The organism is Escherichia sp. R1 (genome assembly GCF_003000935.1).
Classification (GTDB): Bacteria; Pseudomonadota; Gammaproteobacteria; order Enterobacterales; family Enterobacteriaceae; genus Escherichia; species Escherichia coli.
Genome location: NZ_PSRU01000013.1, coordinates 20,736 through 44,795, shown reverse-complemented (window position 1 = coordinate 44,795; position 24,060 = coordinate 20,736). Strand labels below are relative to the sequence as shown.

Sequence of the window (24,060 nt, the reverse complement as noted above, 5' to 3'; positions counted from 1 at the left end):
TTATTTGCTATCGCGAATCCCTAAGCGTTGTAACAATCCGATAATCCCTTCCCGCAGAAGCAAGGATGTAAACTGTTTTTGTTCAACTGGCGTCATCTCTTTCGCCAGTGTCACCAGCAACACTTCAAGCGGCGCATCACCAGAAAGGGCTGGCGCTTCTCCCTGACCTTCTGGACGTTCAGCATTGCGAATATATTCACGAACCTGTTCATTGACGTGAACCAGTCGAGCTTTGCCACCCTGGACGCCTGGTTTTGGTGACGTTGTCCAGCCTTCCTTGCGTACCCATTTATTAATGGTCTGGCGGCTATAGCCGGTCAGTCTGGCAAGTTCATCTGGCGTCATCCTCTCCTTGAACATAACAATTCCCTGAATGTATGTGGGTCTATTAGTAGTTCATTTTATAACACCACTTTACAGGAAACCGTGACATGAATAACTACTGAATGCGAGCGGTTTTCCAAAATTGTTCATTTGCCTGATTTTTCAGCGATTGAAACTACACGTGGCAATTTGCCGTTGACACATTCGGGCGGAATTCATATGATGCCGCCCGTCAACTCGACAAGCTTTACGTGATGGGGCTATAGCTCAGCTGGGAGAGCGCTTGCATGGCATGCAAGAGGTCAGCGGTTCGATCCCGCTTAGCTCCACCAAATTTTGCACCCAGTAAATTTGGTACGTAAACGACTCGTGGGGCTATAGCTCAGCTGGGAGAGCGCTTGCATGGCATGCAAGAGGTCAGCGGTTCGATCCCGCTTAGCTCCACCAAATTTCAAACCCTCGCTGCAAAGCGGGGGTTTTTTGTCTCTGCCTTTTGCCGCTTTTGTAATACAGTCTATATCCTGGCAGTGCCGTGTGGTGAATGCATCACTGACTGAAAAAACAGCAACAGGCTGGCCCCTGTTTGCTTCGCGATGCGAATAAACTTATTATTTGTGTGCCTGAAAACCCCGATCAGTGAGAGTAGTGTACTCATGTTTGTGGAGCATAACCTGATAAAAAATATCAAGATATTCACACTAGCGTTTACGCTCACCGTGGTACTTATTCAGCTATCCCGTTTAATTTCGCCACTTGCTGTTATCCATTCCAATTATATCTTTCTGGCGTGGATGCCACTGTGCGTAATGCTGTCAATCTTGTTTATCTTTGGCTGGCGTGGTGTCGTTCCCATTTTATGCGGGATGTTTTGCACCAATCTGTGGAACCTGCATCTCTCTTTTTTACAGACCGCCGTCATGATCGGCAGCCAGGCGTTTGCAGTCCTGTGTGCCTGTGCAATATTACGCTGGCAATTGGGGACGCGTTGGCGTTATGGATTGACCAGCCGATACGTCTGGCAACGTCTGTTCTGGCTTGGTTTGGTGGCGCCGATTGGCATCAAATGCAGCATGTATCTTGTGGGAAATTTCTTTGATTTTCCGCTAAAGATATCTACCTTTTTCGGCGATGCGGATGCCATTTTCACGGTCGTTGATTTGCTAAGCCTTTTCACCGCAGTGCTGATTTACAACATGCTTTTTTACTATCTCACCCGCATGATTGTAAGTTCCCACTTTGCACAGATATTGTGGCGTAGGGATATCGCTCCGTCGTTGAGCAAAGAGAAACGCGCATTTACCTTAAGCTGGCTGGCAGCTCTTAGCGTGCTGCTACTTCTGATGTGCACACCGTATGAAAATGACTTTATTGCCGGTTACCTGGTACCTGTTTTCTTTATCATCTTTACCCTCGGTGTCGGTAAGATTCGCTATCCGTTTTTAAATCTCACCTGGGCTGTTTCAACGCTTTGCCTTCTGAATTACAACCAGAACTTTTTGCAAGGGGTACTAACCGAATATTCGCTGGCATTTATTCTCGCAGTACTGATTTCCTTTAGTGTTTGCCTGCTCTATATGGTGCGTATTTATCATCGTAGTGAATGGCTTAACCGCCGCTGGCATTTGCAGGCGCTGACCGATCCGTTAACGCTTCTACCCAACTTTCGTGCGTTGGAGCAAGCGCCGGAGCAAGAGGCGGGCAAGAGTTTTTGCTGCCTGCGCATTGATAATCTTGAGTTTATGAGTCGTCATTACGGCTTAATAATGCGCGTTCACTGTATCCGCTCAATTTACCGTACGCTGCTGCCGTTGATGCAGGAAAACGAAAAGTTGTATCAATTGCCGGGTAGTGAACTGCTGTTAGTGCTGAGCGGGCCGGAAACGGAAGGGCGACTCCAGCATATGGTTAACATCCTGAATAGTCGGCAAATTCACTGGAACAATACCGGGCTGGATATGGGCTATGGTGCTGCCTGGGGGCGTTTTGATGGAAATCAGGAAACCCTGCAACCCTTGTTGGGGCAGTTAAGCTGGCTGGCGGAGCAATCCTGCGCACATCATCATGTGCTGGCGCTGGATAGCAGAGAGGAGATGGTTTCCGGGCAAACCACTAAACAGGTGCTATTGCTGAATACCATTCGCACGGCGTTAGATCAGGGTGATTTGCTGCTCTACGCCCAGCCAATTCGCAACAAAGAGGGTGAAGGTTATGATGAGATCCTCGCGCGACTGAAGTATGACGGCGGCATTATGACCCCGGATAAGTTTCTGCCCCTTATTGCTCAGTTTAACCTTAGCGCGCGTTTTGATTTGCAAGTGCTGGAATCCTTGTTGAAGTGGCTGGCAACACACCCTTGCGACAAAAAAGGTCCACGCTTTTCAGTCAATTTAATGCCGCTCACGCTGCTGCAAAAGAATATTGCCGGGCGGATTATTCGTCTGTTTAAGCGTTATTACATCTCCCCGCAGGCGGTCATTCTTGAGATCACCGAGGAGCAGGCGTTTTCTAACGCAGAAAGCAGCATGTACAACATCGAGCAGCTGCATAAGTTTGGTTTCCGGATTGCGATTGATGACTTTGGCACCGGATATGCCAACTACGAACGGTTAAAGCGTTTGCAGGCTGATATCATCAAAATTGATGGCGTCTTTGTGAAAGATATCGTCACGAACACGCTGGATGCGATGATTGTGAGATCAATTACCGATCTGGCGAAAGCGAAGTCATTGAGTGTGGTCGCGGAGTTTGTCGAGACGCCACAGCAGCAGGCGCTATTGCATAAACTTGGGGTGCAATATCTGCAAGGATATTTAATTGGTCGTCCGCAGCCATTAGCTGATTAACAGGCGTAAAAAAGCCGGGGAATTATCCCCGGCTTTTTTATGTATGGTCTTACAGCACCAGTGCTGCGATTGACGCAGACAGCACACTCACCAGGGTAGAGCCGTAAACCAGTTTCAGACCGAAGCGAGAAACCACGTTACCTTGCTCTTCATTCAGGCCTTTAACCGCACCCGCGATAATCCCGATTGAAGAGAAGTTAGCGAAGGAAACCAGGAACACAGAGATGATGCCTTCCGCACGCGGAGAGAGCGTGGAAGCAATTTTCTGCAGATCCATCATCGCAACGAACTCGTTGGAAACCAGTTTGGTCGCCATGATACTGCCCACTTGCAGTGCTTCACTGGAAGGAACACCCATCACCCATGCAATCGGATAGAAGATGTAGCCCAGGATGCCCTGGAAGGAGATGCTGTAGCCAAACCAGCCAGTCACGGTGGCAAACAGTGCGTTCAGCGCGGCGATCAGGGCGATAAAGCCGATCAGCATCGCGGCAACGATAATGGCAACCTTGAAACCTGCCAGAATGTATTCACCCAGCATTTCGAAGAAGCTCTGACCTTCGTGCAGGTTGGACATCTGAATATTTTCTTCACTGGCATCAACACGGTAAGGGTTGATCAGCGACAGCACGATAAAGGTGCTGAACATGTTCAGTACCAGCGCCGCAACGACGTATTTCGGCTCCAGCATGGTCATGTATGCACCAACGATGGACATCGACACGGTGGACATCGCCGTTGCTGCCATGGTGTACATACGATTGCGGGAGATTTTGCCGAGGATATCTTTATAGGCAATAAAGTTTTCAGACTGACCCAGAATCAGGGAGCTGACGGCGTTAAAGGATTCCAGTTTGCCCATGCCGTTGACTTTGGAGAGCAGGAAACCAATTGCGCGGATAATCACCGGCAATACGCGAATATGCTGGAGAATACCGATCAGCGCAGAGATAAAGACGATTGGGCACAGCACTTTCAGGAAGAAGAATGCCAGGCCTTGATCATTCATGCTACCAAAGACGAAGTTAGTCCCTTCGTTGGCAAAACCGAGCAGTTTTTCGAACATTTCGGAGAAGCCTTTCACGAAGCCCAGACCAACGTCGGAGTTCAGGAAGAACCACGCCAGTAACACTTCGATAACAAGCAGTTGAATAACATAACGGATACGAATTTTTTTGCGGTCGCTGCTTACCAGCAGTGCGAGAATCGCAACAACGGCAAGTGCCAGTACAAAATGAAGGACGCGGTCCATATTTGCTCCAAATATGAGGCAGGTTAAATTTCCGTGCACATTCTATGTAACATGGTTAAGGAAAACGAGATCTGACACACACTATAATGACGTCCTGTGACAAGCTTCAAAAATAGTGATCTGTCATACATTTCTGCTATGTTGTGTATGGAAGCGGAAGGTTATGTAAATGTGCTAATATTAAACATAACCATAACATTCGAGTCATCTATCTTTTCGTAGTCATAATCCTGGTCTATCAGAGAAATCATCACAACCCATTTAAATGAATTTGATAATCATTCTCATTTAACGTAGCATAAAACATAGCAAAGGCTATGTTTTAGAGGCACAAGATGACGAACTATCGCGTTGAGAGTAGCAGCGGACGGGCGGCGCGCAAGATGAGGCTCGCATTAATGGGACCTGCGTTCATTGCGGCGATTGGTTATATCGATCCCGGTAACTTTGCGACCAATATTCAGGCGGGTGCCAGCTTCGGCTATCAGTTATTGTGGGTTGTCGTTTGGGCTAACCTGATGGCGATGCTGATTCAAATCCTCTCGGCCAAACTGGGGATTGCCACCGGTAAAAATCTGGCGGAGCAGATTCGCGATCACTACCCGCGTCCCGTCGTGTGGTTCTATTGGGTTCAGGCAGAAATTATTGCGATGGCAACCGACCTGGCGGAATTTATTGGTGCGGCGATCGGTTTTAAACTCATTCTTGGTGTTTCGTTGTTGCAGGGCGCGGTGCTGACGGGGATCGCGACTTTCCTTATTTTAATGCTGCAACGTCGCGGGCAAAAACCGCTGGAGAAAGTGATTGGCGGGTTACTGTTGTTTGTTGCCGCGGCTTACATTGTCGAGTTGATTTTCTCCCAGCCTAACCTGGCGCAGCTGGGTAAAGGAATGGTGATCCCGAGTTTACCTACTTCGGAGGCGGTCTTCCTGGCAGCGGGCGTGTTAGGGGCGACGATTATGCCGCATGTGATTTATTTGCACTCTTCGCTCACTCAGCATTTACATGGCGGTTCGCGTCAACAACGTTATTCCGCCACCAAATGGGATGTGGCTATCGCCATGACGATTGCCGGTTTTGTCAATCTGGCGATGATGGCTACAGCTGCGGCGGCGTTCCACTTTTCTGGTCATACTGGTGTTGCCGATCTTGATGAGGCTTATCTGACGCTGCAACCGCTGTTAAGCCATGCTGCGGCAACGGTCTTTGGATTAAGCCTGGTTGCTGCCGGACTGTCTTCAACGGTGGTGGGGACGCTGGCGGGGCAGGTAGTGATGCAGGGCTTCATTCGCTTTCATATCCCGCTGTGGGTGCGTCGTACAGTCACCATGCTGCCGTCATTTATCGTCATTCTGATGGGATTAGATCCGACACGGATTCTGGTTATGAGTCAGGTGCTGTTAAGTTTTGGTATCGCCCTGGCGCTGGTTCCACTGTTGATTTTCACCAGTGACAGCAAGTTGATGGGCGATCTGGTGAACAGTAAACGCGTAAAACAGACAGGCTGGGTGATTGTGGTGCTGGTAGTGGCGCTGAATATCTGGTTACTGGTAGGAACGGCACTGGGATTGTAGTTGAATGAGCGTCGCATTTGGCACCATTGGCGGATGCGGCGTAAATGCTTTATCCGCCCTACGCGTTAAAGAGCTGGTTTGTAGGCCTGATAAGACGCGCTAGCGTCGCATCAGGCATTGTGCTCCATTGACGGATGCGTTTAATGGCGGTGTCCATGTCCGCGGCCTTTTCCACGATGATCGTCACGATCGCGCCAGCCTTCACGATAGCCACGCTCATACGCTTTACGCTTATCCCAGCCACGATGGTAGCCATTATCATGACGCCACCAGCGGTTTTTACGCCATTCATAATTGCGGTGCCAGTAGTCACGGTCGCGCCAGTGACCACCGTCCCAGTAATTACCGTAATGATCGCGATCGCCAATTTGTAATTTGATTGATGGCAGTAGGGTGATTTCACCTGCGTTTGCCGCAAGCGGGGTAAATGCCATCAGGGCGGCCGCCAGAAACAGTGACCTGAACATTGTTATTCTCCTTCACGATCGAAGCCGTCAGCGGCCTGTTAACGCAATATTACGGGGAGGTAAAGCGCCGTATCATCGCCATAACTCTTAAATCATAAAGGAGAGCATTTTTTGCTAAACGTTATCGTGGGGTGGCTGTTGCTTCGGACGGTTGACCATCATCATCGGCTTACCTGCTAATAACAGCCATGCCGGGAGCATGACGATACAGAGCAGCGGTAGCAATGTGGTATTGGGTACAACGACTGCCGCCATAAAAAGACTTAACCAGCCATCGCGTGTTACCACCAGCACGATGCCGAGTATAGCGCAGGAAACGGTTATTGCCGCTGGAACGGCGGGAACGTGCTCATGAAGCATCAACCCTAATGCCACGCCGACAAACACTGCCGGGAAGATTCGCCCACCGCGAAAGCCACTGGCGGCAGCAACGACCAGGGCGGCAAGTTTTATCACCGCCAGCAAAAAGTAATCGCTGGTGCTGAAAGCCTGATTTGCCACCATCTGCTGCATCTCATCCAGCCCTTTAAACAGCGAAACCGGTCCACCAATAACCCCCAGAATACCGAGAATAAATCCGCCAATACCCAGCACGAACACCGGATTTTTCATTTGATGCATCATCGCGTGCAACCGTGGTAAGCACCATACGGCGACCATCCCTGCTGCGATGGTAATCGCCGCGACAATTGCACCGCTGAGAATATCGGTCATTTCCATCTGTCCGTAATGCGCAATGGGCAGTGAAAAATGAGGATGGAAAAATAATCCGGTAGTAAGTGCACCAGCTGCTGCCGCCATTAACGGCGCAAAGAGACGATCCCATAGCGGAACTTCATTACTGCCATTTAAGGTTTGCGAAAATATCAATGCCGCCGCAACAGGTGTGCCAAACAGCGCGCCGATGGTTCCGGCAGAGGCTAAAATAGTCCACTCCATTCGGTTGACGCGCGGTAACAGACGAGCGCCAATGGCGACGGCAAGGGCGATATTGACGGTTATGATAGGATGTTCCGGCCCCAGGCTGACGCCGCCAGCAAGACCGAGAATTAATGCTACGATAAGTCCTGGTAGCGCAGAGGGCGGAACCGGTGCGCCGATAAGCGGTTCACAGGCGGGATCTGGTCCGGCATGACCCTGGCTGAAACGGATAACCAACCCCACCGCAATACCCGTTAGCGTTAATACACCGATGATCCAGAGAGGTGAATCCTGGGCTATCCCCAGAGTTCCCGGTAGTCGTTGCCAGAGCAAATTCTGTAATACCGAGGCGATTTTCATCACCATAATCAGAATAAGACTGGACGCAATCCCAATTGCCACGGCGGGGAGCGATAATAACAACATGGTTCTGGCTCGCGGATGGAGCATGTTCTATTCCTTATGCGGGGTCAGATACTTAGTTTGCCCAGCTTGCAAAAAGGCATCGCTGCAATTGGTGCTGAAACGATAAAGTAATTGTGTGACCCAGATCGATATTTACAGGGAGCCTGCCTTTCCGGCGTTGTTGTTATGCCCCCAGGTATTTACAGTGTGAGAAAGAATTATTTTGACTTTAGCGGAGCAGTTGAAGAATGACAAAGTATGCATTAGTCGGTGATGTGGGCGGCACCAACGCACGTCTTGCTCTGTGTGATATTGCCAGTGGTGAAATCTCGCAGGCTAAGACCTATTCAGGGCTTGATTACCCCAGCCTCGAAGCGGTCATTCGCGTTTATCTTGAAGAACATAAGGTCGAGGTGAAAGACGGCTGTATTGCCATCGCTTGCCCAATTACCGGTGACTGGGTGGCAATGACCAACCATACCTGGGCGTTCTCAATTGCCGAAATGAAAAAGAATCTCGGTTTTAGCCATCTGGAAATTATTAACGATTTTACTGCTGTATCGATGGCGATCCCGATGCTGAAAAAAGAGCATCTGATTCAGTTTGGTGGCGCAGAACCGGTAGAAGGTAAGCCTATTGCGGTTTACGGTGCCGGAACAGGGCTTGGGGTTGCGCATCTGGTCCATGTCGATAAGCGTTGGGTAAGCTTGCCAGGAGAAGGCGGTCACGTTGATTTTGCGCCGAATAGTGAAGAAGAGGGCATTATCCTCGAAATATTGCGTGCGGAAATTGGTCATGTTTCGGCGGAACGCGTGCTTTCTGGCCCTGGGCTGGTGAATTTGTATCGCGCAATTGTTAAAGCCGACAACCGCCTGCCAGAAAATCTCAAGCCAAAAGATATTACCGAACGCGCGCTGGCTGACAGCTGCACCGATTGCCGCCGCGCGTTGTCGCTGTTTTGCGTCATTATGGGCCGTTTTGGCGGCAATCTGGCGCTCAATCTCGGGACATTTGGCGGCGTGTTTATTGCGGGTGGTATCGTGCCGCGCTTTCTTGAGTTCTTCAAAGCCTCTGGTTTCCGCGCCGCATTTGAAGATAAAGGGCGCTTTAAGGAATATGTCCATGATATTCCGGTATATCTCATCGTCCATGACAATCCGGGTCTTCTCGGTTCCGGTGCACATTTACGCCAGACCTTAGGTCACATTCTCTAAATCCTTCCTGTTATATCGGGAGGTAACTCTCCCGATAATCTTTTAAATCATACAGTTAATTAAATTTTTCTTTGTGTCCCCTCACAAGGCCGACCTGCGTCACACTTCCGTACAGCGGGATTAATTCTCCAGTAAATGCATTATTTGTCTGGTAACGGCGATTTGTTTTGCACGTTCATAATTTCACTCGTCAACTATCACTGAACGAGGAATTAACGATGAGTAAGAAACTGATTGCCTTATGTGCCTGCCCAATGGGCCTGGCTCACACTTTTATGGCCGCTCAGGCGCTGGAAGAAGCGGCGGTAGAAGCCGGTTATGAAGTGAAAATTGAAACCCAGGGCGCGGACGGTATCCAGAATCGCCTGACGGCGCAGGATATCGCCGAAGCGACCATCATCATCCACTCCGTGGCAGTTACCCCGGAAGATAACGAGCGTTTCGAATCACGCGACGTTTATGAAATCACTTTGCAGGACGCAATTAAAAACGCTGCAGGAATCATCAAAGAAATCGAAGAGATGATTGCCTCTGAACAACAGTAATATTCGACAGGGATAATTGTTATGGCCATTAAAAAACGCAGTGCAACCGTTGTGCATGGCGCATCCGGTGCGGCAGCGGCAGTTAAGAATCCGCAGGCCTCTAAATCCAGCTTCTGGGGTGAACTCCCGCAGCATGTGATGTCAGGGATTTCACGCATGGTGCCGACCTTAATTATGGGCGGTGTGATCCTCGCTTTCAGTCAGCTGATTGCTTATAGCTGGCTTAAAATTCCTGCTGATATCGGCATCATGGATGCTCTTAATAGCGGGAAATTCTCCGGTTTCGACCTCTCCTTACTGAAATTTGCCTGGCTGTCGCAGTCCTTCGGCGGTGTGTTGTTTGGTTTTGCCATTCCGATGTTTGCTGCTTTTGTGGCGAACTCTATCGGTGGCAAACTGGCGTTCCCGGCTGGATTTATCGGCGGCTTGATGTCTACCCAGCCGACGCAACTGCTGAACTTCGATCCCAGCACGATGCAATGGGCGACCTCTTCGCCGGTGCCGTCCACCTTCATTGGTGCGCTGATTATTTCTATCGTTGCCGGTTACCTCGTGAAGTGGATGAACCAGAAAATCCAGTTACCGGATTTCCTGTTAGCGTTCAAAACCACATTTTTGCTACCGATTCTTTCCGCCATTTTTGTCATGCTGGCGATGTACTACGTCATCACCCCCTTTGGTGGCTGGATCAACGGCGGTATCCGTACCGTGCTGACCGCTGCAGGTGAGAAGGGCGCGCTGATGTACGCAATGGGGATCGCCGCGGCGACAGCAATCGACCTTGGTGGCCCGATCAACAAAGCGGCAGGTTTCGTTGCCTTCAGCTTTACCACTGACCACGTATTACCGGTCACTGCACGTTCTATCGCTATCGTTATTCCGCCGATTGGTCTGGGTCTGGCGACCATTATCGATCGTCGCTTAACTGGCAAACGCTTGTTCAACGCCCAGCTTTATCCGCAGGGTAAAACCGCGATGTTCCTGGCGTTTATGGGGATCAGTGAGGGTGCGATTCCGTTTGCACTGGAAAGCCCTATCACCGCCATTCCGTCGTATATGGTCGGCGCGATTGTCGGCTCAACCGCCGCTGTCTGGCTGGGCGCAGTGCAATGGTTTCCGGAGTCCGCTATCTGGGCATGGCCGCTGGTCACTAACCTCGGCGTCTACATGGCGGGGATCGCGCTGGGGGCAGTCATAACTGCGCTGATGGTGGTGTTCCTGCGTCTGATGATGTTCCGTAAAGGCAAATTGTTAATCGATAGCCTGTAAGAAGGACAATCCTGATGACATTACTCGCTTCGCTGCGCGACTGGCTTAAGGCGCAACAACTGGATGCGGTGCTTCTCTCCTCACGGCAGAACAAACAGCCGCATCTGGGGATCTCCACCGGATCAGGTTATGTGGTGATTAGCCGTGAAAGTGCGCACATTCTGGTGGATTCGCGCTATTACGCGGATGTAGAAGCCCGCACGCAAGGTTACCAGCTGCATTTGCTCGACGCGATGCACACGCTTGCCACCATCGTCAGACAAATCATTGCCGATGAGCAGTTGCAAACGCTCGGTTTTGAAGGCCAGCAGGTGAGTTGGGAAACCGCGCACCGCTGGCAGTTCGAACTCAATGCGAAACTGGTGAGCGCCACGCCGGATGTGCTGCGGCAAATCAAAACGCCAGAAGAGGTGGAGAAAATCCGCCTTGCCTGCGGGATTGCCGATCGTGGCGCAGAGCATATTCGCCGCTTTATTCAGGCGGGGATGAGCGAATGCGAGATAGCCGCTGAACTGGAGTGGTTTATGCGCCGGCAGGGCGCAGAAAAAGCCTCTTTCGATACCATTGTCGCCAGTGGCTGGCGTGGGGCGCTGCCGCACGGTAAAGCCAGCGACAAGATTGTTGCAGCGGGCGAGTTTGTCACTCTCGATTTCGGTGCGCTGTATCAGGGCTACTGCTCTGATATGACGCGCACCTTGCTGGTGAATGGCGAAGGGGTGAGCGCCGAATCTCACCCGCTGTTTAACGTCTATCAGATTGTCCTGCAGGCACAGCTCGCGGCAATCTCTGTAATTCGCCCCGGCGTGCGCTGCCAGCAGGTTGACGATGCCGCGCGCCGCGTGATTACCGAGGCCGGTTATGGCAAGTTTTTCGGCCATAACACCGGTCATGCTATCGGTATTGAAGTCCATGAAGAACCGCGTTTTTCACCGCGGGACACTACGACGCTACAGCCAGGTATGTTACTGACCGTGGAGCCAGGGATTTATTTGCCAGGACAAGGGGGCGTGCGCATTGAAGATGTCGTGCTGGTCACCCCGCAAGGCGCAGAAGTGCTCTACGCCATGCCGAAAACAGTGTTGCTCACGGGAGAGGCATAATGGATTTATCGCTCTTAAAAGCGTTGAGCGAGGCAGATGCGATCGCCTCCTCAGAACAGGAAGTACGGCAGATCCTGCGGGAAGAAGCGGATCGCCTGCAAAAAGAAGTGCGATTTGATGGGCTGGGATCGGTGCTGATCCGACTCAATGAGTCGACAGGTCCGAAGGTGATGATCTGTGCGCATATGGACGAAGTGGGATTTATGGTGCGCAGCATCTCCCGCGAAGGGGCGATCGATGTGTTGCCGGTTGGCAATGTACGCATGGCTGCCCGCCAGCTTCAGTCGGTGCGTATCACTACCCGTGAAGAGTGCAAAATTCCAGGCCTGCTTGACGGCGACCGGCAGGGGAATGACGTCAGCGCCATGCGCGTGGACATTGGCGCGCGCTCCTGTGACGAAGTGATGCAGGCAGGAATTCGTCCAGGCGATCGCGTCACCTTCGATACCACTTTTCAGGTTCTCCCTCACCAGCGGGTGATGGGGAAAGCCTTTGATGACCGCCTCGGTTGCTATCTGCTGGTGACGTTACTGCGTGAGCTGCACGACGCCGAGCTGCCTGCGGAAGTGTGGCTGGTGGCAAGTTCCAGCGAAGAGGTTGGCTTACGCGGCGGGCAAACTGCCACCCGCGCGGTGTCGCCGGATGTCGCCATTGTGCTTGATACCGCCTGCTGGGCGAAAAACTTTGATTATGGCGCGGCTAACCATCGCCAGATTGGTAACGGCCCGATGCTGGTGTTAAGCGACAAGTCGCTGATTGCGCCGCCAAAACTTACCGCGTGGATCGAAACCGTGGCGGCAGAAATTGGCGTACCGTTGCAGTCAGATATGTTCAGCAACGGCGGAACGGACGGCGGGGCGGTGCATTTAACCGGCACTGGCGTACCCACAGTGGTGATGGGGCCTGCAACCCGCCACGGACATTGCGCCGCATCGATTGCCGACTGCCGTGACATTTTGCAGATGGAGCAACTTTTATCTGCCCTTATTCAACGTCTTACGCGTGAGACGGTTGTTCAACTGACGGATTTTAGATGATCTCCTGATTAACCCGGAGCGGTTATGTTAACGATTCAATTTCTCTGTCCTTTGCCTAACGGTCTACATGCTCGTCCGGCGTGGGAACTTAAAGAGCAGTGCAGCCAGTGGCAAAGCGAAATCACTTTTATTAACCATCGCCAGAACGCAAAGGCCGATGCGAAAAGCTCGCTGGCGCTGATTGGCACTGGCACTTTATTTAATGACAGTTGCAGCCTGAACATTAGCGGTAGCGATGAAGAGCAGGCGCGGCGAGTGCTGGAAGAGTATATCCAGGTGCGCTTTATCGACAGCGATAGCGTCCAGCCGACGCTGGCAGAACTGACGGCGCATCCGCTGCCGCGTTCATTAAGCCGCCTGAACCCGGATTTACTGTACGGCAACGTGCTGGCAAGCGGCGTTGGCGTGGGTACACTGACCCTGTTACAGAGCGACAGCCTCGACAGTTATCGGGTGATCCCTGCGAGTGCGCAAGATTCCACCCTACTGGAGCACAGTCTGGCAACGCTTGCCGAGCAACTGAACCAGCAATTGCGTGAGCGTGACGGCGAAAGCAAAACTATCCTCAGCGCCCATTTGTCGCTGATTCAGGATGATGAATTTGCAGGCAATATCCGTCACCTGATGGCAGAACAGCATCAGGGGCTGGGGGCGGCGATCATCAGCAATATGGAGCAGATTTGTGCCAAACTTTCTGCTTCTGCCAGCGATTATCTGCGCGAGCGGGTCAGCGACATTCGCGATATCAGCGAACAGTTGCTGCATATCACCTGGCCGGAACTAAAACCGCGCAATAATCTGGTGCTTGAAAAACCGACCATTCTGGTGGCTGAAGATTTAACCCCAAGCCAGTTTTTGAGCCTCGATTTAAAAAATCTTGCGGGCATGATTCTGGAGAAAACCGGGCGCACCTCGCATACCCTGATTCTGGCCCGCGCTTCGGCGATCCCGGTACTGAGCGGCCTGCCGCTGGATGCGATTGCCCGTTATGCCGGGCAACCTGCAGTGCTTGATGCCCAGTGCGGCGTACTGGCAATTAATCCCAACGATGCGGTGAGCGGTTATTACCAGGTGGCGCAGACGCTGGCGGATAAACGCCAAAAACAACAGGCGCAAGCTGCCGCGCAGCTGGCCTATTCCCGTGATAACAAACGTATTGATATTGCGGCGAATATTGGCACCGCTCTGGAAGCCCCAGGCGCGTTTGCTAACGGCGCGGAAGGCGTTGGGCTGTTTCGTACCGAAATGCTCTATATGGATCGCGACAGCGCGCCGGACGAGCAGGAACAGTTTGAAGCGTACCAGCAGGTGCTACTGGCGGCGGGCGACAAGCCGATTATCTTCCGCACGATGGACATCGGTGGCGATAAAAGCATTCCTTACCTCAACATTCCCCAGGAAGAGAACCCGTTCCTCGGCTATCGCGCGGTACGTATTTACCCGGAATTTGCTGGCCTGTTCCGTACTCAATTGCGGGCGATTTTGCGCGCTGCCAGTTTCGGCAACGCCCAGTTGATGATCCCAATGGTCCACAGTCTCGATCAGATCTTATGGGTGAAGGGTGAGCTCCAAAAAGCGATCGTTGAGCTTAAGCGCGATGGCCTGCGTCATGCAGAGACGATTACGCTGGGTATCATGGTGGAAGTGCCGTCGGTGTGCTACATCATCGACCACTTCTGCGATGAGGTCGATTTCTTCAGTATCGGTTCTAACGATATGACCCAGTATCTGTATGCAGTCGATCGTAATAACCCGCGCGTATCGCCGCTGTATAACCCGATTACGCCATCGTTCCTGCGCATGTTGCAGCAGATTGTTACCGCTGCGCATCAGCGCGGCAAATGGGTAGGTATTTGCGGTGAACTGGGCGGTGAAAGTCGTTATCTGCCGCTACTGCTAGGGCTGGGCCTGGATGAGCTAAGCATGAGTAGCCCGCGTATTCCGGCAGTGAAAAGCCAGCTTCGTCAACTGGATAGCGAGGCGTGTCGGGAACTGGCGCGTCAGGCGTGCGAGTGCCGCAGCGCGCAGGAAATTGAAGCGTTACTTACCGCGTTTGCGCCGGAAGAAGACGTTCGCCCACTGCTGGCACTAGAGAATATCTTTGTTGATCAGTCCTTTAGTAATAAAGAGCAGGCGATCCAGTTCCTGTGCGGTAACCTCGGTGTTAACGGGCGTACTGAACATCCGTTCGAGCTGGAAGAAGATGTCTGGCAGCGGGAAGAGATTGTTACTACTGGCGTTGGTTTTGGCGTGGCGATCCCGCACACCAAATCACAGTGGATCCGTCATTCCAGTATCAGCATTGCCCGGTTGGTGAAACCGGTTGACTGGCAGTCAGAAATGGGCGAAGTCGAACTGGTGATCATGCTGACGCTGGGCGCTAACGAAGGGATGAATCATGTGAAAGTCTTCTCGCAGCTGGCGCGTAAACTGGTGAATAAAAACTTCCGCCAGTCGCTGTTTGCCGCGCAAGATGCACAAAGTATTCTGACGCTGCTGGAAACGGAATTAACCTTCTGACGTTAGCCCTGAAAACGTGCGCTATACTCTCCCGGCGTCAGACCAAACTGACGCCGGAAAACGCGACAAAAATAGTCGCTATCCGGAAACCCGCAACGCTGCGCCACTTCATGAATCGACAGATGATATTTTTGCAAAATCATCCTCGCTTTTGCCATTCGTACCCAGCGAACATACTCGATAAAACGCATTGTTCCATGCTGAGCAAACAGTTTTGACAGATGATTGGGCGTGATATTAAAAAACTGCGCCACGCTCTCGCGGGTGAGCGGCTGGGCATAATTATCCTGAACCCAGTTACAAATGCTGTGATAGAGAAAATCGCCGCGCGGCTGCGAATTGCCCGGCGGCATATTCACCACGTTACGGCAAAGATGCAGCAAACTTAACACCAGTGGCTGAATGATATTCTGCTCCAGCGGCGAACGGCTAAGATGGGTGAGGGCGGTAAGCATCGCTTCACCTTCGCCGCGTTGCAGGCTGGGAAGTTGGATCTGGCGAGCAGGATGTAACAACGACGTGGTGCGGCTATCGTAAAATGATAAGCCAAGCCAGGTCGGTGCGAACACCAGGCTTAACAGCATCACCGGTTTGTTGTTGACCGGTAAATTAGCCGCGCGTGCCGGAATAAACAGCATTTCTCCTTCCACCATACGTTGCTGCTTTGCTTCCAGCAGATTGCCGTATTCGCCGCGTAGCACGATATCCAGACGGGGAAAATCAATACATAAACTGCCCACTGGCAATGAGGTAGGCTGGCTGGCAAACCAGACGCGCCCCAGTAGTTGCGGGTTAAGCACCAGGCCGCTGAACAGATCGGCGAAAAATTGTTGATCGGCGGGCAAGCCTGGTGCTTTCATGAAAGTTCCCGATTAAAGATGCATTAACTGGCGGAATTCTTTAACTTTGCTGCGGCTGACCGGCACTTCAAAATCCAGATCTTTCAGCCGCAGAATATAGGTGTTATTAAACCACGGTTCGATCTCGCGGATTTTGTTCAGATTGACACAAAATGAGCGATGGCAGCGGAAAAAATGCGACGGCGGCAGCTTGCTGCAAAACTCGGTAATGTTCATCGGCATTACGTAGGATTCACGCCGCGTATAGACAAAGGTCATTTTCTCATGCGCTTCGGCGTAATAGATATCGTTAATGGGCGTGACGATGATTCGCTCATCTTTCACCAGATTAATGGTGTCATTCTCACGCGTTACCGTCGCGGCAGGCGTACTGCTGGTCTGCTGTTGTTGCCAGGCCGCTTCCAGTTTTTGCAGCATCCCGGTAATGCGTGACTCCTGATACGGTTTGAGAATGTAGTCAAACGCTTCCAGTTCAAACGCTTCTACCGCATGTTCTTTCCACGCGGTGATGAACACAATAAACGGTTTATGGGCGAACTGGCTGATGTTTTGTGCCAGCAACACACCATCCAGCGACGGAATATTGATATCCAGAAAAATGGCGTCGACGCGGTTATGCTGCAAAAACTTCAACACGTCCAGACCGTCGTCAAAGGTGCCGACAATCTCCATCTGGCTGTGCTCTTTAATTAGCCAGCTCAGTTCCTGTTGTGCCAGGAATTCGTCTTCAACAATGATGACTTTCACAATATCACTCCGGCTCAAAGCAATAACGTAGCCTGTGAGGCGACTGGGGTGCGTTGGTTAGGAATGTAAAACGCAATTTCCGTTCCTGGTTCCAGGCGGCGGATATGCAGCCCCTCGCCATACAATAACTTCACGCGATGATGGACATTCAGCAGGCCAATTTTATTGCCCGGCATTTCGTTCGCTTCGACCCGCTCAATCACCTTTGGATCGATGCCGTGCCCGGTATCTCGCACCGCAATACGTACCCGATTACCGCACTCTGCAACGCTGATGGTGACAACGCCTTTACCTTTGCAAGGCTGGATACCGTGGACAATGGCGTTTTCCACCAACGGCTGGATCAGCAGGCTGGGAATGCAGCAATTCACCTCTTCATCAATATCATAGATAACCGTCAGCTTGTCGCCAAAGCGGGCCTGCTCAATGGCAATATAGTCTTTAATTTGATACAGCTCTTTTTTGATATCGATTTGCTCATCATCTTTTAATTCAATGTTATAGCGCAGATAACGCGACAGATTAAAGATCAGCTGGCGAGCAGTATCCGGATTCAGGCGGATTGACGATGAAATAGCGTTCAAAGCGTTAAACAGGAAATGGGGATTAATTTTGCTTTGCAGGGCGCGAAGCTCTGCCTTATTTGCCATTTCACGCAGCTGCTCGGCGCGTGACACCTCCAGTTGCGTGGAGATGATTTGTGACAGACCGACCGCCATTTCCTGTAATGACGAGGTTATCTGATGCGCGTGGCAGTAGTAAATTTTCAGCGTTCCGGTCACAACGCCTTTCTCCCACAATGGGATCACCAGCATGGAATGAATCTCTGGTGTGCGGTGGGCTTCATCATTGTTTTTAATGATGATTTTTCCATAATTCATCGCCTGGCGGGTAGTCGGGCTAATGAAGTCATCGCCATTCTGATAGTTATGTTCACCCACGCCAACGTAGGCCAGCACATGATCGGTATTAGTCATCGCCACCGCATCGGCGTGAATGTCATCGCGGATAATTTCGCAGACTTTGCGTAATGACTCGCTATTGACATGGCGAAACAGCGGCAGCGTTTTGTTGGCGATATCCAGCGCCAGCTTGGCCTGCCGCGCGGCGCTGGCCTCTTTTTCTCCCTCAACACTTTGTACCAGCAACACAATAAAGCCGATACAGACGCTGCCGAGGATCATTGGAATCCCGATTTTAGAGACGATATCGATCCCCAATGCGGTAGTTGGTGCCCAGACAATCACCAGAATCATGGTCAACGTTTCACACAACATGCCGCCGAGAATACCGACGCGCCAGCGCTGTGCTTTGGGGATTTTCAGGTTGATCCAGCCCGATATACAACCCGCCAGAATGCTGGTGATAAAGCAGGGGATCGCCGTTACGCCGCCGATGTCAATTAAATAACGGTGAATACCCGCAATCACGCCGGTAATGATGCCCACCCACGGGCCAAACAGAATTCCGCCTGACATCACCGCGATAATACGTACGTTCACCAGCGAGCCTTCTACGGGAACGCCGGACCAGGTGCTGAACAGGGCGAACAGCGAGAAAATGGCGGTAACGGCGAGCAGCTCTTTCGGTGAGTGTGCCGACTTGTGCAACAGTTCGCGAAACAGGCGGATACGGATGAGAAAAAACAGGCAGATAAGCATTAACGCGGCCCGATCGAAGACCGCCAGCAGCATGTTGAATATTTCGTGCACGGGTGACTCTGAATAAGGATTAAACCTCTATGATAGGTAACCTGAAGGCTGATGACCAGCAGGCCGTTTTTGAGGAAAAACCACAATTTTAAAAGGGGATTGAAAGATAAATGGTGTATTAGCAATGCATCTCTTGATAATGCACATCTGGTTGGTAAATTTATTGAAATTATAATGTTAATAAAATGAGTGGTAATTTTCTTGTTAGCGTAGATAAATTTCCTGTTTTTGAAGTGGAGTTCCTCATTTAAAGCCATTGATAAAAATGTTCTAAAACGCTGGACAGACAGAAATTAATCAGGCTATTTTCAAAACAGCCACCATCGTGGCAGCGTCGCTCGGACGGTCCGGGCGCTAACGTTAATCTGAGGAAATTATGGCTGACACTCGCCCTGAACGTCGCTTTACGCGCATTGATCGTCTCCCGCCCTACGTTTTTAACATTACCGCTGAACTGAAAATGGCTGCGCGTCGGCGCGGCGAAGATATTATCGATTTCAGTATGGGTAACCCGGACGGTGCGACTCCGCCGCACATCGTCGAAAAATTATGTACGGTGGCCCAGCGCCCGGACACGCACGGTTACTCCACGTCACGCGGCATTCCGCGGTTACGTCGCGCCATTTCCCGCTGGTATCAGGATCGCTACGACGTTGAAATCGACCCAGAATCAGAAGCCATCGTCACTATTGGTTCGAAAGAGGGCCTGGCGCATCTGATGCTGGCGACGCTGGATCATGGTGACACAGTGCTGGTGCCGAATCCAAGCTACCCCATTCATATTTACGGCGCGGTGATTGCCGGGGCGCAGGTACGCTCAGTGCCGCTGGTGGAATGTGTCGACTTCTTCAATGAACTGGAGCGCGCCATTCGTGAAAGTTATCCGAAACCGAAGATGATGATCCTCGGCTTCCCGTCAAACCCAACCGCGCAATGCGTGGAACTGGAATTCTTTGAGAAGGTTGTGGCGCTGGCTAAACGCTACGATGTGCTGGTGGTCCACGACCTGGCCTATGCCGATATCGTCTACGATGGCTGGAAAGCGCCGTCAATCATGCAGGTGCCAGGTGCACGCGACGTGGCGGTCGAGTTCTTTACGCTGTCGAAAAGCTACAACATGGCGGGCTGGCGTATCGGCTTTATGGTCGGTAACAAAACGCTGGTCAGCGCGTTGGCACGTATTAAAAGCTATCACGATTACGGCACCTTTACGCCGTTGCAGGTGGCGGCTATTGCGGCGCTGGAGGGCGATCAACAGTGCGTGCGTGATATTGCCGAACAGTACAAACGCCGCCGTGATGTGCTGGTGAAAGGGCTGCATGAAGCGGGCTGGATGGTCGAAATGCCGAAGGCTTCGATGTATGTCTGGGCGAAAATCCCGGAACCGTATGCTGCCATGGGCTCGCTGGAATTTGCCAAGAAATTGCTTAACGAAGCGAAGGTCTGTGTCTCTCCGGGGATTGGCTTTGGCGACTACGGCGACACGCATGTGCGCTTTGCACTGATTGAAAACCGCGACCGTATTCGTCAGGCGATTCGTGGGATTAAAGCGATGTTCCGTGCCGACGGTTTACTACCTGCCAGCAGCAAACATATTCACGAAAACGCGGAATAACGCCTTCGCCAGAAATGCAAACAGGAGCCTGATGGCTCCTGTTTTTCATTGCACAGTTTGCTTTTAGATCATCAGGGCAAAAGTACCGGCCCAAACGATGACCATAAAAGAAATGCCCATAAAGAAATATTTCACTTTACATCTCTCCGCGTAATTACTGTTACGCCTGAATGACTTCATTACACCTGATACAGTGAGTTGACACCGGGCAAAACGACCTTAAAAGTCCTGTATTTTACCGTGGGCATCATCCCAGAATTCTGAGCTAAACTGCTCGAGACGGCGCTAATGTACGCCTAAAACTGAAACGAGACAAGAGGCATTTTCTTATTTACTTTTAGTAACTTACAGGTGTCTCATATCGGCGACAGTTTAATTTCTGACGGTAATAATTAGATATTCAGCGAAGGAAAAAACCTTAAGAAAAAAGCCATAAAAACCATGAGGTTATTATGGCTGATTTGAGGAGGGAAAGAGTGAGCGCCGTTTGTTAAATGTATAACGACGATTCACCCACCGGGCGCGTTTTAAAGCGACGGTGGATCCAGAGGTACTGCTCCGGTGCGCGCATGATCTCTTTCTCGATAATCTTGTTCATATAGGCAGCGGCTTGATTTTCATCTGTCGGGTAGCCTTCCATCTCTGGGGTGATGTACAAACGATATCCGCTGTAATCCGCTTTTCTTACCATCGTTACGGTCAACATGGCTGCGCCAGAGAGACGAGAGAGGACATAGGTGCCATTGGTTGTGGCGACATTTTCCACCGCAAAGAACGGCGCGAAGGAGCTGCCTTTACGACCATAATCCTGATCGGGAGCAAACCATACCGCTTCACCTTTCTTCAGTGCACTGACAATGCCGCGCAGATTATTTCTGCCGATCATCGCTTTGTTAGAGCGCATGCGACCACGGGTCTGCACCCATTCCATCAGCTGATTATTATGCGGGCGATAGGTGGCCATCATTGGTTGGCAAAGTCCCATTACCCGACCGCCCAGTTCCAGCGACATAAAATGGACGCCGACAACCATTACGCCGCGATTTTGCATTTGTGCGCGTTTAAGGTTATCCAGCCCTTCCACATCAAACCATTTACGTACGCGACTGTCGGGCCAGAACCACGCCATGCCGGTTTCTACCAGCGCCATGCCGAGTGAACGAAAGTTTTCGGCAATCATCTTCTCGCGCTCTTTCGCAGAATGCTGCGGGAAACAAAGTTCCAGGTTTTTACGGGCGATAGATTCACGACGTTTCAGGAATGGTCGCGCCATTGTGCCGATACGCGTGCCGAGAAAGCAGAGAACAGGATAAGGAAGCTGTACCCAAAGCCAGAGTACACCAAGCCCAAACCACGTGAGCCAGTAGCGAGGATGCAGAAACTCGCGGGAAAATTTGCATTTTGGAAACATAGTTACCTTCTGTAGATACGAATTGTTGTATCGCAGAAGATTCCATGTCGACAGCGGTACACTCAATTGATTAGGCCATCATGTACGACAATGGTTCCTGTAAAGAGTGTAAAGACTAGTCAGGACATAACCACGAGGAGCATGAATGCGGTATCTGTACTTTATCACTCGCTGACTGCTTTCAGCTACTGATTATTAATCGTGCAAAGTAAATATTTTTCCGTACGTAACAGTCTTGCATTTAACATGCTGTTTTGATTGATGCTTAGCAAAAATTGCCAGAGGTTAAGGATTGTCTTACTATTAAAGTGACTGAAGTTACAGGTTTTTTAGCGCGGCAGGAGGTTGAGCTATGATTTATTTATGGATGTTTCTCGCCCTGTGTATTGTCTGCGTAAGCGGATACATCGGTCAGGTACTGAACATGGTATCGGCGATCTCTTCTTTCTTCGGCATGGTGATCCTCGCTGCACTCATTTATTACTTCACCATGTGGTTAACTGGCGGTAATGAACTGGTGACGGGGATATTTATGTTTCTTGCCCCGGCTTGTGGCTTGATGATTCGCTTTATGGTGGGGTATGGCAGGCGATAGTGGGTCAGGATGGCTCATTTGGGCAGGTGTTCACATCAGCATCAGACATGATTGTTCACCTGCCAGGTGACAGACGCTATCGCAAAGGATGAATGAGATAATTCGCCTTTGTCGGATAAGTAGACGTGATGTCTTCTGTGAGGTTTAATGGTGGTGCATCTTCTCTCATCTTAAACAAAATCGCCTGTGATGGCTGAAGTTTTGTAGAATGCGTTGTCGTCATCACTGACGTTTTTTCTGTCTCTTTATAGCTCGCCTCACTACCACCACCAGAAATAGAAAATGCAAAAACATTGCATGCCATAATAGAGACAAATAAAAATAAGCTAAAAAGCATTAAGTTTACTTTCATAGAAAATATCCTGAAAATGGTTCACTGAAAACCTACGATGTTATAGCTGTATTTATATTTAATTAATCAGTATTTACATCGATATAATAAATGACATATCTTTGTGGTATATAAGAATAGTTCTCTGCGACAGGAAGCAGATTCCTACAACTGTAAGACTAAAAGCGGCTTTGCGATAATAACTACAGTTGTAAGATAACCCTTTCAAAATGTCCGTTGCTCTCTGATTTCTCATTTCATTCTCACCCAATATGATGGCGGCGTTTTCTAAAACTGTTAAAGAATGAGGTAAGTATGAAACGTTTAATTATGGCTACGATGGTCACAGCAATTCTGGCATCTTCAACTGTATGGGCTGCTGATAATGCACCGGTAGCGGCACAACAGCAAACTCAGCAAGTTAAGCAAACCCAGAAAACGGCAGCAGCAGAGCGTATCTCTGAACAAGGTTTATATGCGATGCGTGACGTGCAGGTAGCGCGCCTGGCTCTGTTTCATGGCGATCCGGAAAAGGCAAAAGAACTGACCAATGAAGCTTCCGCTTTGCTGTCAGATGATAGTACCGAATGGGCAAAGTTCGCTAAACCAGGTAAAAAGACCAACGTCAATGATGACCAATATATTGTCATTAATGCATCTGTCGGAATTTCTGAGAGTTATGTAGCGACACCCGAAAAAGAAGCCGCGATAAAAATTGCCAACGAAAAAATGGCGAAAGGGGATAAAAAGGGTGCAATGGAAGAGCTTCGCCTGGCCGGTGTTGGTGTAATGGAAAACCAATATTTGATGCCGCTTAAACAGACTCGTAATGCACTTGCTGATGCGCAGAAACTGCTTGATAAAAAGCAATACTACGAGGCAAACCTGGCGCTTAAAGGTGCGGAAGATGGAATCATCGTTGATAGCGAAGCACTGTTTGTGAACTAAACCTGACAGGCAATATATTGAGGTAAAGGATTTAACTCCCTCCAGTCGACAATTTTTTATGACCACAATACGACAGGTTGTGGTCATAAAATTATTTGGCGCTCGCGGTTCTATAAACTCGCATTTTATCTTCCTCAAAGTAAACCGCAATAATCCCATATTATCACAAATCATTTATTATGTTATATTTTATGGTACGCTTTAAATAGTGTAATCATACCCTTACTTGTACATCACTGACACTTCTTACAGTTGTAAGAATAACATCACAAATGTCGCGGCTCTCTCTGATTACCGCGAACCAATATTTATTATATTCTTCTTTTCGTCCTCACTACTTACCATGCAGAAAGGAATTGGAAGTAGCGAT

22 protein-coding genes and 2 tRNA genes are annotated in these 24,060 nt (G+C 50.4%); 14 read left to right on the top strand and 10 right to left on the bottom strand.

The annotated features are described in order from the left end of the window. Nucleotides 1-360 (bottom strand): YfeC-like transcriptional regulator, encoded by a 360-nt coding sequence (locus tag C4F37_RS16245; RefSeq protein ID WP_000472021.1) that lies wholly within the window; start codon nucleotides 358-360, stop codon nucleotides 1-3. 220 nt (nucleotides 361-580) lie between these two features. On the opposite strand from C4F37_RS16245, the gene C4F37_RS16240 reads away from it, so the two are divergent. From C4F37_RS16240 to C4F37_RS16230, 3 genes are all read left to right on the top strand, one after another. Then, nucleotides 581-656 (top strand) — tRNA-Ala (locus C4F37_RS16240). A 39-nt stretch (nucleotides 657-695) separates the two neighbouring features. Further along, nucleotides 696-771, top strand: a tRNA-Ala gene (locus C4F37_RS16235). A 206-nt stretch (nucleotides 772-977) separates the two neighbouring features. Next, the gene (locus C4F37_RS16230) at nucleotides 978-3,167 is read left to right on the top strand and encodes a bifunctional diguanylate cyclase/phosphodiesterase (protein ID WP_001539283.1); all 2,190 of its coding nucleotides are present in this window, start codon (nucleotides 978-980) and stop codon (nucleotides 3,165-3,167) included. Nucleotides 3,168-3,216: 49 nt separating this feature from the next. Here C4F37_RS16230 and nupC read toward each other — a convergent pair whose 3' ends face one another. Continuing rightward, nucleotides 3,217-4,419, bottom strand: coding sequence for a nucleoside permease NupC (gene nupC / locus C4F37_RS16225; protein ID WP_000376337.1), 1,203 nt, complete (start codon nucleotides 4,417-4,419; stop codon nucleotides 3,217-3,219). 298 nt (nucleotides 4,420-4,717) lie between these two features. Between nupC and C4F37_RS28420 the strand changes: the two genes are divergently transcribed. Together C4F37_RS28420 and C4F37_RS16220 are read left to right on the top strand one after the other, a co-directional pair. Further along, on the top strand, nucleotides 4,718-4,774 hold the full coding sequence (locus tag C4F37_RS28420; protein ID WP_418134935.1) for a hypothetical protein: 57 nt from the start codon (nucleotides 4,718-4,720) through the stop codon (nucleotides 4,772-4,774). After that, nucleotides 4,755-5,993, top strand: coding sequence for an Nramp family divalent metal transporter (locus C4F37_RS16220; protein WP_000186369.1), 1,239 nt, complete (start codon nucleotides 4,755-4,757; stop codon nucleotides 5,991-5,993). Before C4F37_RS28420 ends, C4F37_RS16220 begins: the two co-directional genes overlap by 20 nt. A 140-nt stretch (nucleotides 5,994-6,133) precedes the next feature. Here C4F37_RS16220 and ypeC read toward each other — a convergent pair whose 3' ends face one another. Both ypeC and C4F37_RS16210 read right to left on the bottom strand, forming a co-directional pair. Then, on the bottom strand, nucleotides 6,134-6,460 hold the full coding sequence (ypeC, locus tag C4F37_RS16215; protein ID WP_000490072.1) for a DUF2502 domain-containing protein YpeC: 327 nt from the start codon (nucleotides 6,458-6,460) through the stop codon (nucleotides 6,134-6,136). A 114-nt stretch (nucleotides 6,461-6,574) separates the two neighbouring features. Further along, the gene (locus tag C4F37_RS16210; protein WP_001557106.1) at nucleotides 6,575-7,831 is read right to left on the bottom strand and encodes an ion channel protein; all 1,257 of its coding nucleotides are present in this window, start codon (nucleotides 7,829-7,831) and stop codon (nucleotides 6,575-6,577) included. 203 nt (nucleotides 7,832-8,034) lie between these two features. Between C4F37_RS16210 and glk the strand changes: the two genes are divergently transcribed. From glk to ptsP, 6 genes are all read left to right on the top strand, one after another. Further along, nucleotides 8,035-9,000, top strand: coding sequence for a glucokinase (glk, locus tag C4F37_RS16205; RefSeq protein ID WP_000170355.1), 966 nt, complete (start codon nucleotides 8,035-8,037; stop codon nucleotides 8,998-9,000). 218 nt (nucleotides 9,001-9,218) lie between these two features. Beyond that, nucleotides 9,219-9,545 (top strand): PTS fructose transporter subunit IIB, encoded by a 327-nt coding sequence (locus tag C4F37_RS16200; RefSeq protein ID WP_000038456.1) that lies wholly within the window; start codon nucleotides 9,219-9,221, stop codon nucleotides 9,543-9,545. Nucleotides 9,546-9,566: 21 nt separating this feature from the next. Then, nucleotides 9,567-10,814 (top strand): PTS fructose transporter subunit IIC, encoded by a 1,248-nt coding sequence (locus C4F37_RS16195; protein WP_000985306.1) that lies wholly within the window; start codon nucleotides 9,567-9,569, stop codon nucleotides 10,812-10,814. A 14-nt stretch (nucleotides 10,815-10,828) separates the two neighbouring features. Continuing rightward, nucleotides 10,829-11,914 carry an aminopeptidase gene (gene ypdF, locus C4F37_RS16190; protein WP_001539277.1) on the top strand — a complete coding sequence of 362 codons (1,086 nt, stop codon included), beginning with the start codon at nucleotides 10,829-10,831 and terminating at the stop codon, nucleotides 11,912-11,914. After that, complete coding sequence (gene ypdE / locus C4F37_RS16185) at nucleotides 11,914-12,951, top strand: aminopeptidase (RefSeq protein WP_000366071.1); 1,038 nt, start codon at nucleotides 11,914-11,916, stop codon at nucleotides 12,949-12,951. The genes ypdF and ypdE overlap by 1 nt, the downstream gene beginning before the upstream one ends. A gap of 24 nt (nucleotides 12,952-12,975) precedes the next feature. Continuing rightward, nucleotides 12,976-15,471, top strand: coding sequence for a phosphoenolpyruvate--protein phosphotransferase (gene ptsP, locus C4F37_RS16180; RefSeq protein ID WP_001539276.1), 2,496 nt, complete (start codon nucleotides 12,976-12,978; stop codon nucleotides 15,469-15,471). Between the two features lie 2 nt (nucleotides 15,472-15,473). Here the strand turns inward: ptsP and C4F37_RS16175 are convergent, their stop codons facing one another. The 3 genes from C4F37_RS16175 to ypdA are packed head-to-tail and all read right to left on the bottom strand — an operon-like array spanning nucleotide 15,474 to nucleotide 18,790. After that, complete coding sequence (locus C4F37_RS16175) at nucleotides 15,474-16,331, bottom strand: AraC family transcriptional regulator (RefSeq protein ID WP_001539274.1); 858 nt, start codon at nucleotides 16,329-16,331, stop codon at nucleotides 15,474-15,476. Between the two features lie 12 nt (nucleotides 16,332-16,343). Next, nucleotides 16,344-17,078: a two-component system response regulator YpdB gene (gene ypdB, locus C4F37_RS16170; protein ID WP_001295458.1), complete on the bottom strand. Its 735-nt coding sequence runs from the start codon at nucleotides 17,076-17,078 to the stop codon at nucleotides 16,344-16,346. A gap of 14 nt (nucleotides 17,079-17,092) precedes the next feature. Next, a complete protein-coding gene (gene ypdA, locus C4F37_RS16165; protein ID WP_000544377.1) occupies nucleotides 17,093-18,790 on the bottom strand; it encodes a two-component system sensor histidine kinase YpdA in 1,698 nt (565 codons plus the stop codon). 376 nt (nucleotides 18,791-19,166) lie between these two features. Here ypdA and alaC point away from each other — a divergent pair, with 376 nt between their 5' ends. Then, the gene (alaC, locus tag C4F37_RS16160) at nucleotides 19,167-20,405 is read left to right on the top strand and encodes an alanine transaminase (RefSeq protein WP_001774012.1); all 1,239 of its coding nucleotides are present in this window, start codon (nucleotides 19,167-19,169) and stop codon (nucleotides 20,403-20,405) included. 63 nt (nucleotides 20,406-20,468) lie between these two features. Here alaC and ypdK read toward each other — a convergent pair whose 3' ends face one another. Then, nucleotides 20,469-20,540 carry a membrane protein YpdK gene (gene ypdK / locus C4F37_RS16155; protein ID WP_010723117.1) on the bottom strand — a complete coding sequence of 24 codons (72 nt, stop codon included), beginning with the start codon at nucleotides 20,538-20,540 and terminating at the stop codon, nucleotides 20,469-20,471. Nucleotides 20,541-20,895: 355 nt separating this feature from the next. Then, entirely contained in the window at nucleotides 20,896-21,816 is a 921-nt protein-coding gene (lpxP, locus tag C4F37_RS16150) for a kdo(2)-lipid IV(A) palmitoleoyltransferase (RefSeq protein ID WP_000484022.1), read from the bottom strand. A gap of 352 nt (nucleotides 21,817-22,168) precedes the next feature. Between lpxP and C4F37_RS16140 the strand changes: the two genes are divergently transcribed. After that, nucleotides 22,169-22,411, top strand: a complete 243-nt coding sequence (locus tag C4F37_RS16140) for a YfdY family protein (protein ID WP_000639875.1) — start codon at nucleotides 22,169-22,171, stop codon at nucleotides 22,409-22,411. A 76-nt stretch (nucleotides 22,412-22,487) separates the two neighbouring features. On the opposite strand, the gene ypdI is transcribed toward C4F37_RS16140, so the two are convergent. Further along, the gene (ypdI, locus tag C4F37_RS16135; protein WP_000867655.1) at nucleotides 22,488-22,763 is read right to left on the bottom strand and encodes a colanic acid biosynthesis lipoprotein YpdI; all 276 of its coding nucleotides are present in this window, start codon (nucleotides 22,761-22,763) and stop codon (nucleotides 22,488-22,490) included. A 294-nt stretch (nucleotides 22,764-23,057) separates the two neighbouring features. Between ypdI and C4F37_RS16130 the strand changes: the two genes are divergently transcribed. Then, complete coding sequence (locus C4F37_RS16130) at nucleotides 23,058-23,690, top strand: YfdX family protein (protein WP_000825598.1); 633 nt, start codon at nucleotides 23,058-23,060, stop codon at nucleotides 23,688-23,690. Nucleotides 23,691-24,060 lie beyond the last annotated feature (370 nt).

What these genes read in the sequence shown, in the direction of transcription:
- ypeC (WP_000490072.1), bottom strand. Translation starts at nt 6,460, where the DNA reads ATGTTCAGGTCACTGTTTCTGGCGGCCGCCCTGATGGCATTTACCCCG.
- C4F37_RS16230 (WP_001539283.1), top strand. Translation starts at nt 978, where the DNA reads ATGTTTGTGGAGCATAACCTGATAAAAAATATCAAGATATTCACACTA.
- glk (WP_000170355.1), top strand. Translation starts at nt 8,035, where the DNA reads ATGACAAAGTATGCATTAGTCGGTGATGTGGGCGGCACCAACGCACGT.
- C4F37_RS16130 (WP_000825598.1), top strand. Translation starts at nt 23,058, where the DNA reads ATGAAACGTTTAATTATGGCTACGATGGTCACAGCAATTCTGGCATCT.
- nupC (WP_000376337.1), bottom strand. Translation starts at nt 4,419, where the DNA reads ATGGACCGCGTCCTTCATTTTGTACTGGCACTTGCCGTTGTTGCGATT.
- C4F37_RS16140 (WP_000639875.1), top strand. Translation starts at nt 22,169, where the DNA reads ATGATTTATTTATGGATGTTTCTCGCCCTGTGTATTGTCTGCGTAAGC.
- C4F37_RS16245 (WP_000472021.1), bottom strand. Translation starts at nt 360, where the DNA reads ATGTTCAAGGAGAGGATGACGCCAGATGAACTTGCCAGACTGACCGGC.
- C4F37_RS16175 (WP_001539274.1), bottom strand. Translation starts at nt 16,331, where the DNA reads ATGAAAGCACCAGGCTTGCCCGCCGATCAACAATTTTTCGCCGATCTG.
- C4F37_RS16210 (WP_001557106.1), bottom strand. Translation starts at nt 7,831, where the DNA reads ATGCTCCATCCGCGAGCCAGAACCATGTTGTTATTATCGCTCCCCGCC.
- ptsP (WP_001539276.1), top strand. Translation starts at nt 12,976, where the DNA reads ATGTTAACGATTCAATTTCTCTGTCCTTTGCCTAACGGTCTACATGCT.
- ypdI (WP_000867655.1), bottom strand. Translation starts at nt 22,763, where the DNA reads ATGAAAGTAAACTTAATGCTTTTTAGCTTATTTTTATTTGTCTCTATT.
- ypdE (WP_000366071.1), top strand. Translation starts at nt 11,914, where the DNA reads ATGGATTTATCGCTCTTAAAAGCGTTGAGCGAGGCAGATGCGATCGCC.
- alaC (WP_001774012.1), top strand. Translation starts at nt 19,167, where the DNA reads ATGGCTGACACTCGCCCTGAACGTCGCTTTACGCGCATTGATCGTCTC.
- C4F37_RS16195 (WP_000985306.1), top strand. Translation starts at nt 9,567, where the DNA reads ATGGCCATTAAAAAACGCAGTGCAACCGTTGTGCATGGCGCATCCGGT.
- C4F37_RS16200 (WP_000038456.1), top strand. Translation starts at nt 9,219, where the DNA reads ATGAGTAAGAAACTGATTGCCTTATGTGCCTGCCCAATGGGCCTGGCT.
- ypdF (WP_001539277.1), top strand. Translation starts at nt 10,829, where the DNA reads ATGACATTACTCGCTTCGCTGCGCGACTGGCTTAAGGCGCAACAACTG.
- C4F37_RS16220 (WP_000186369.1), top strand. Translation starts at nt 4,755, where the DNA reads ATGACGAACTATCGCGTTGAGAGTAGCAGCGGACGGGCGGCGCGCAAG.
- lpxP (WP_000484022.1), bottom strand. Translation starts at nt 21,816, where the DNA reads ATGTTTCCAAAATGCAAATTTTCCCGCGAGTTTCTGCATCCTCGCTAC.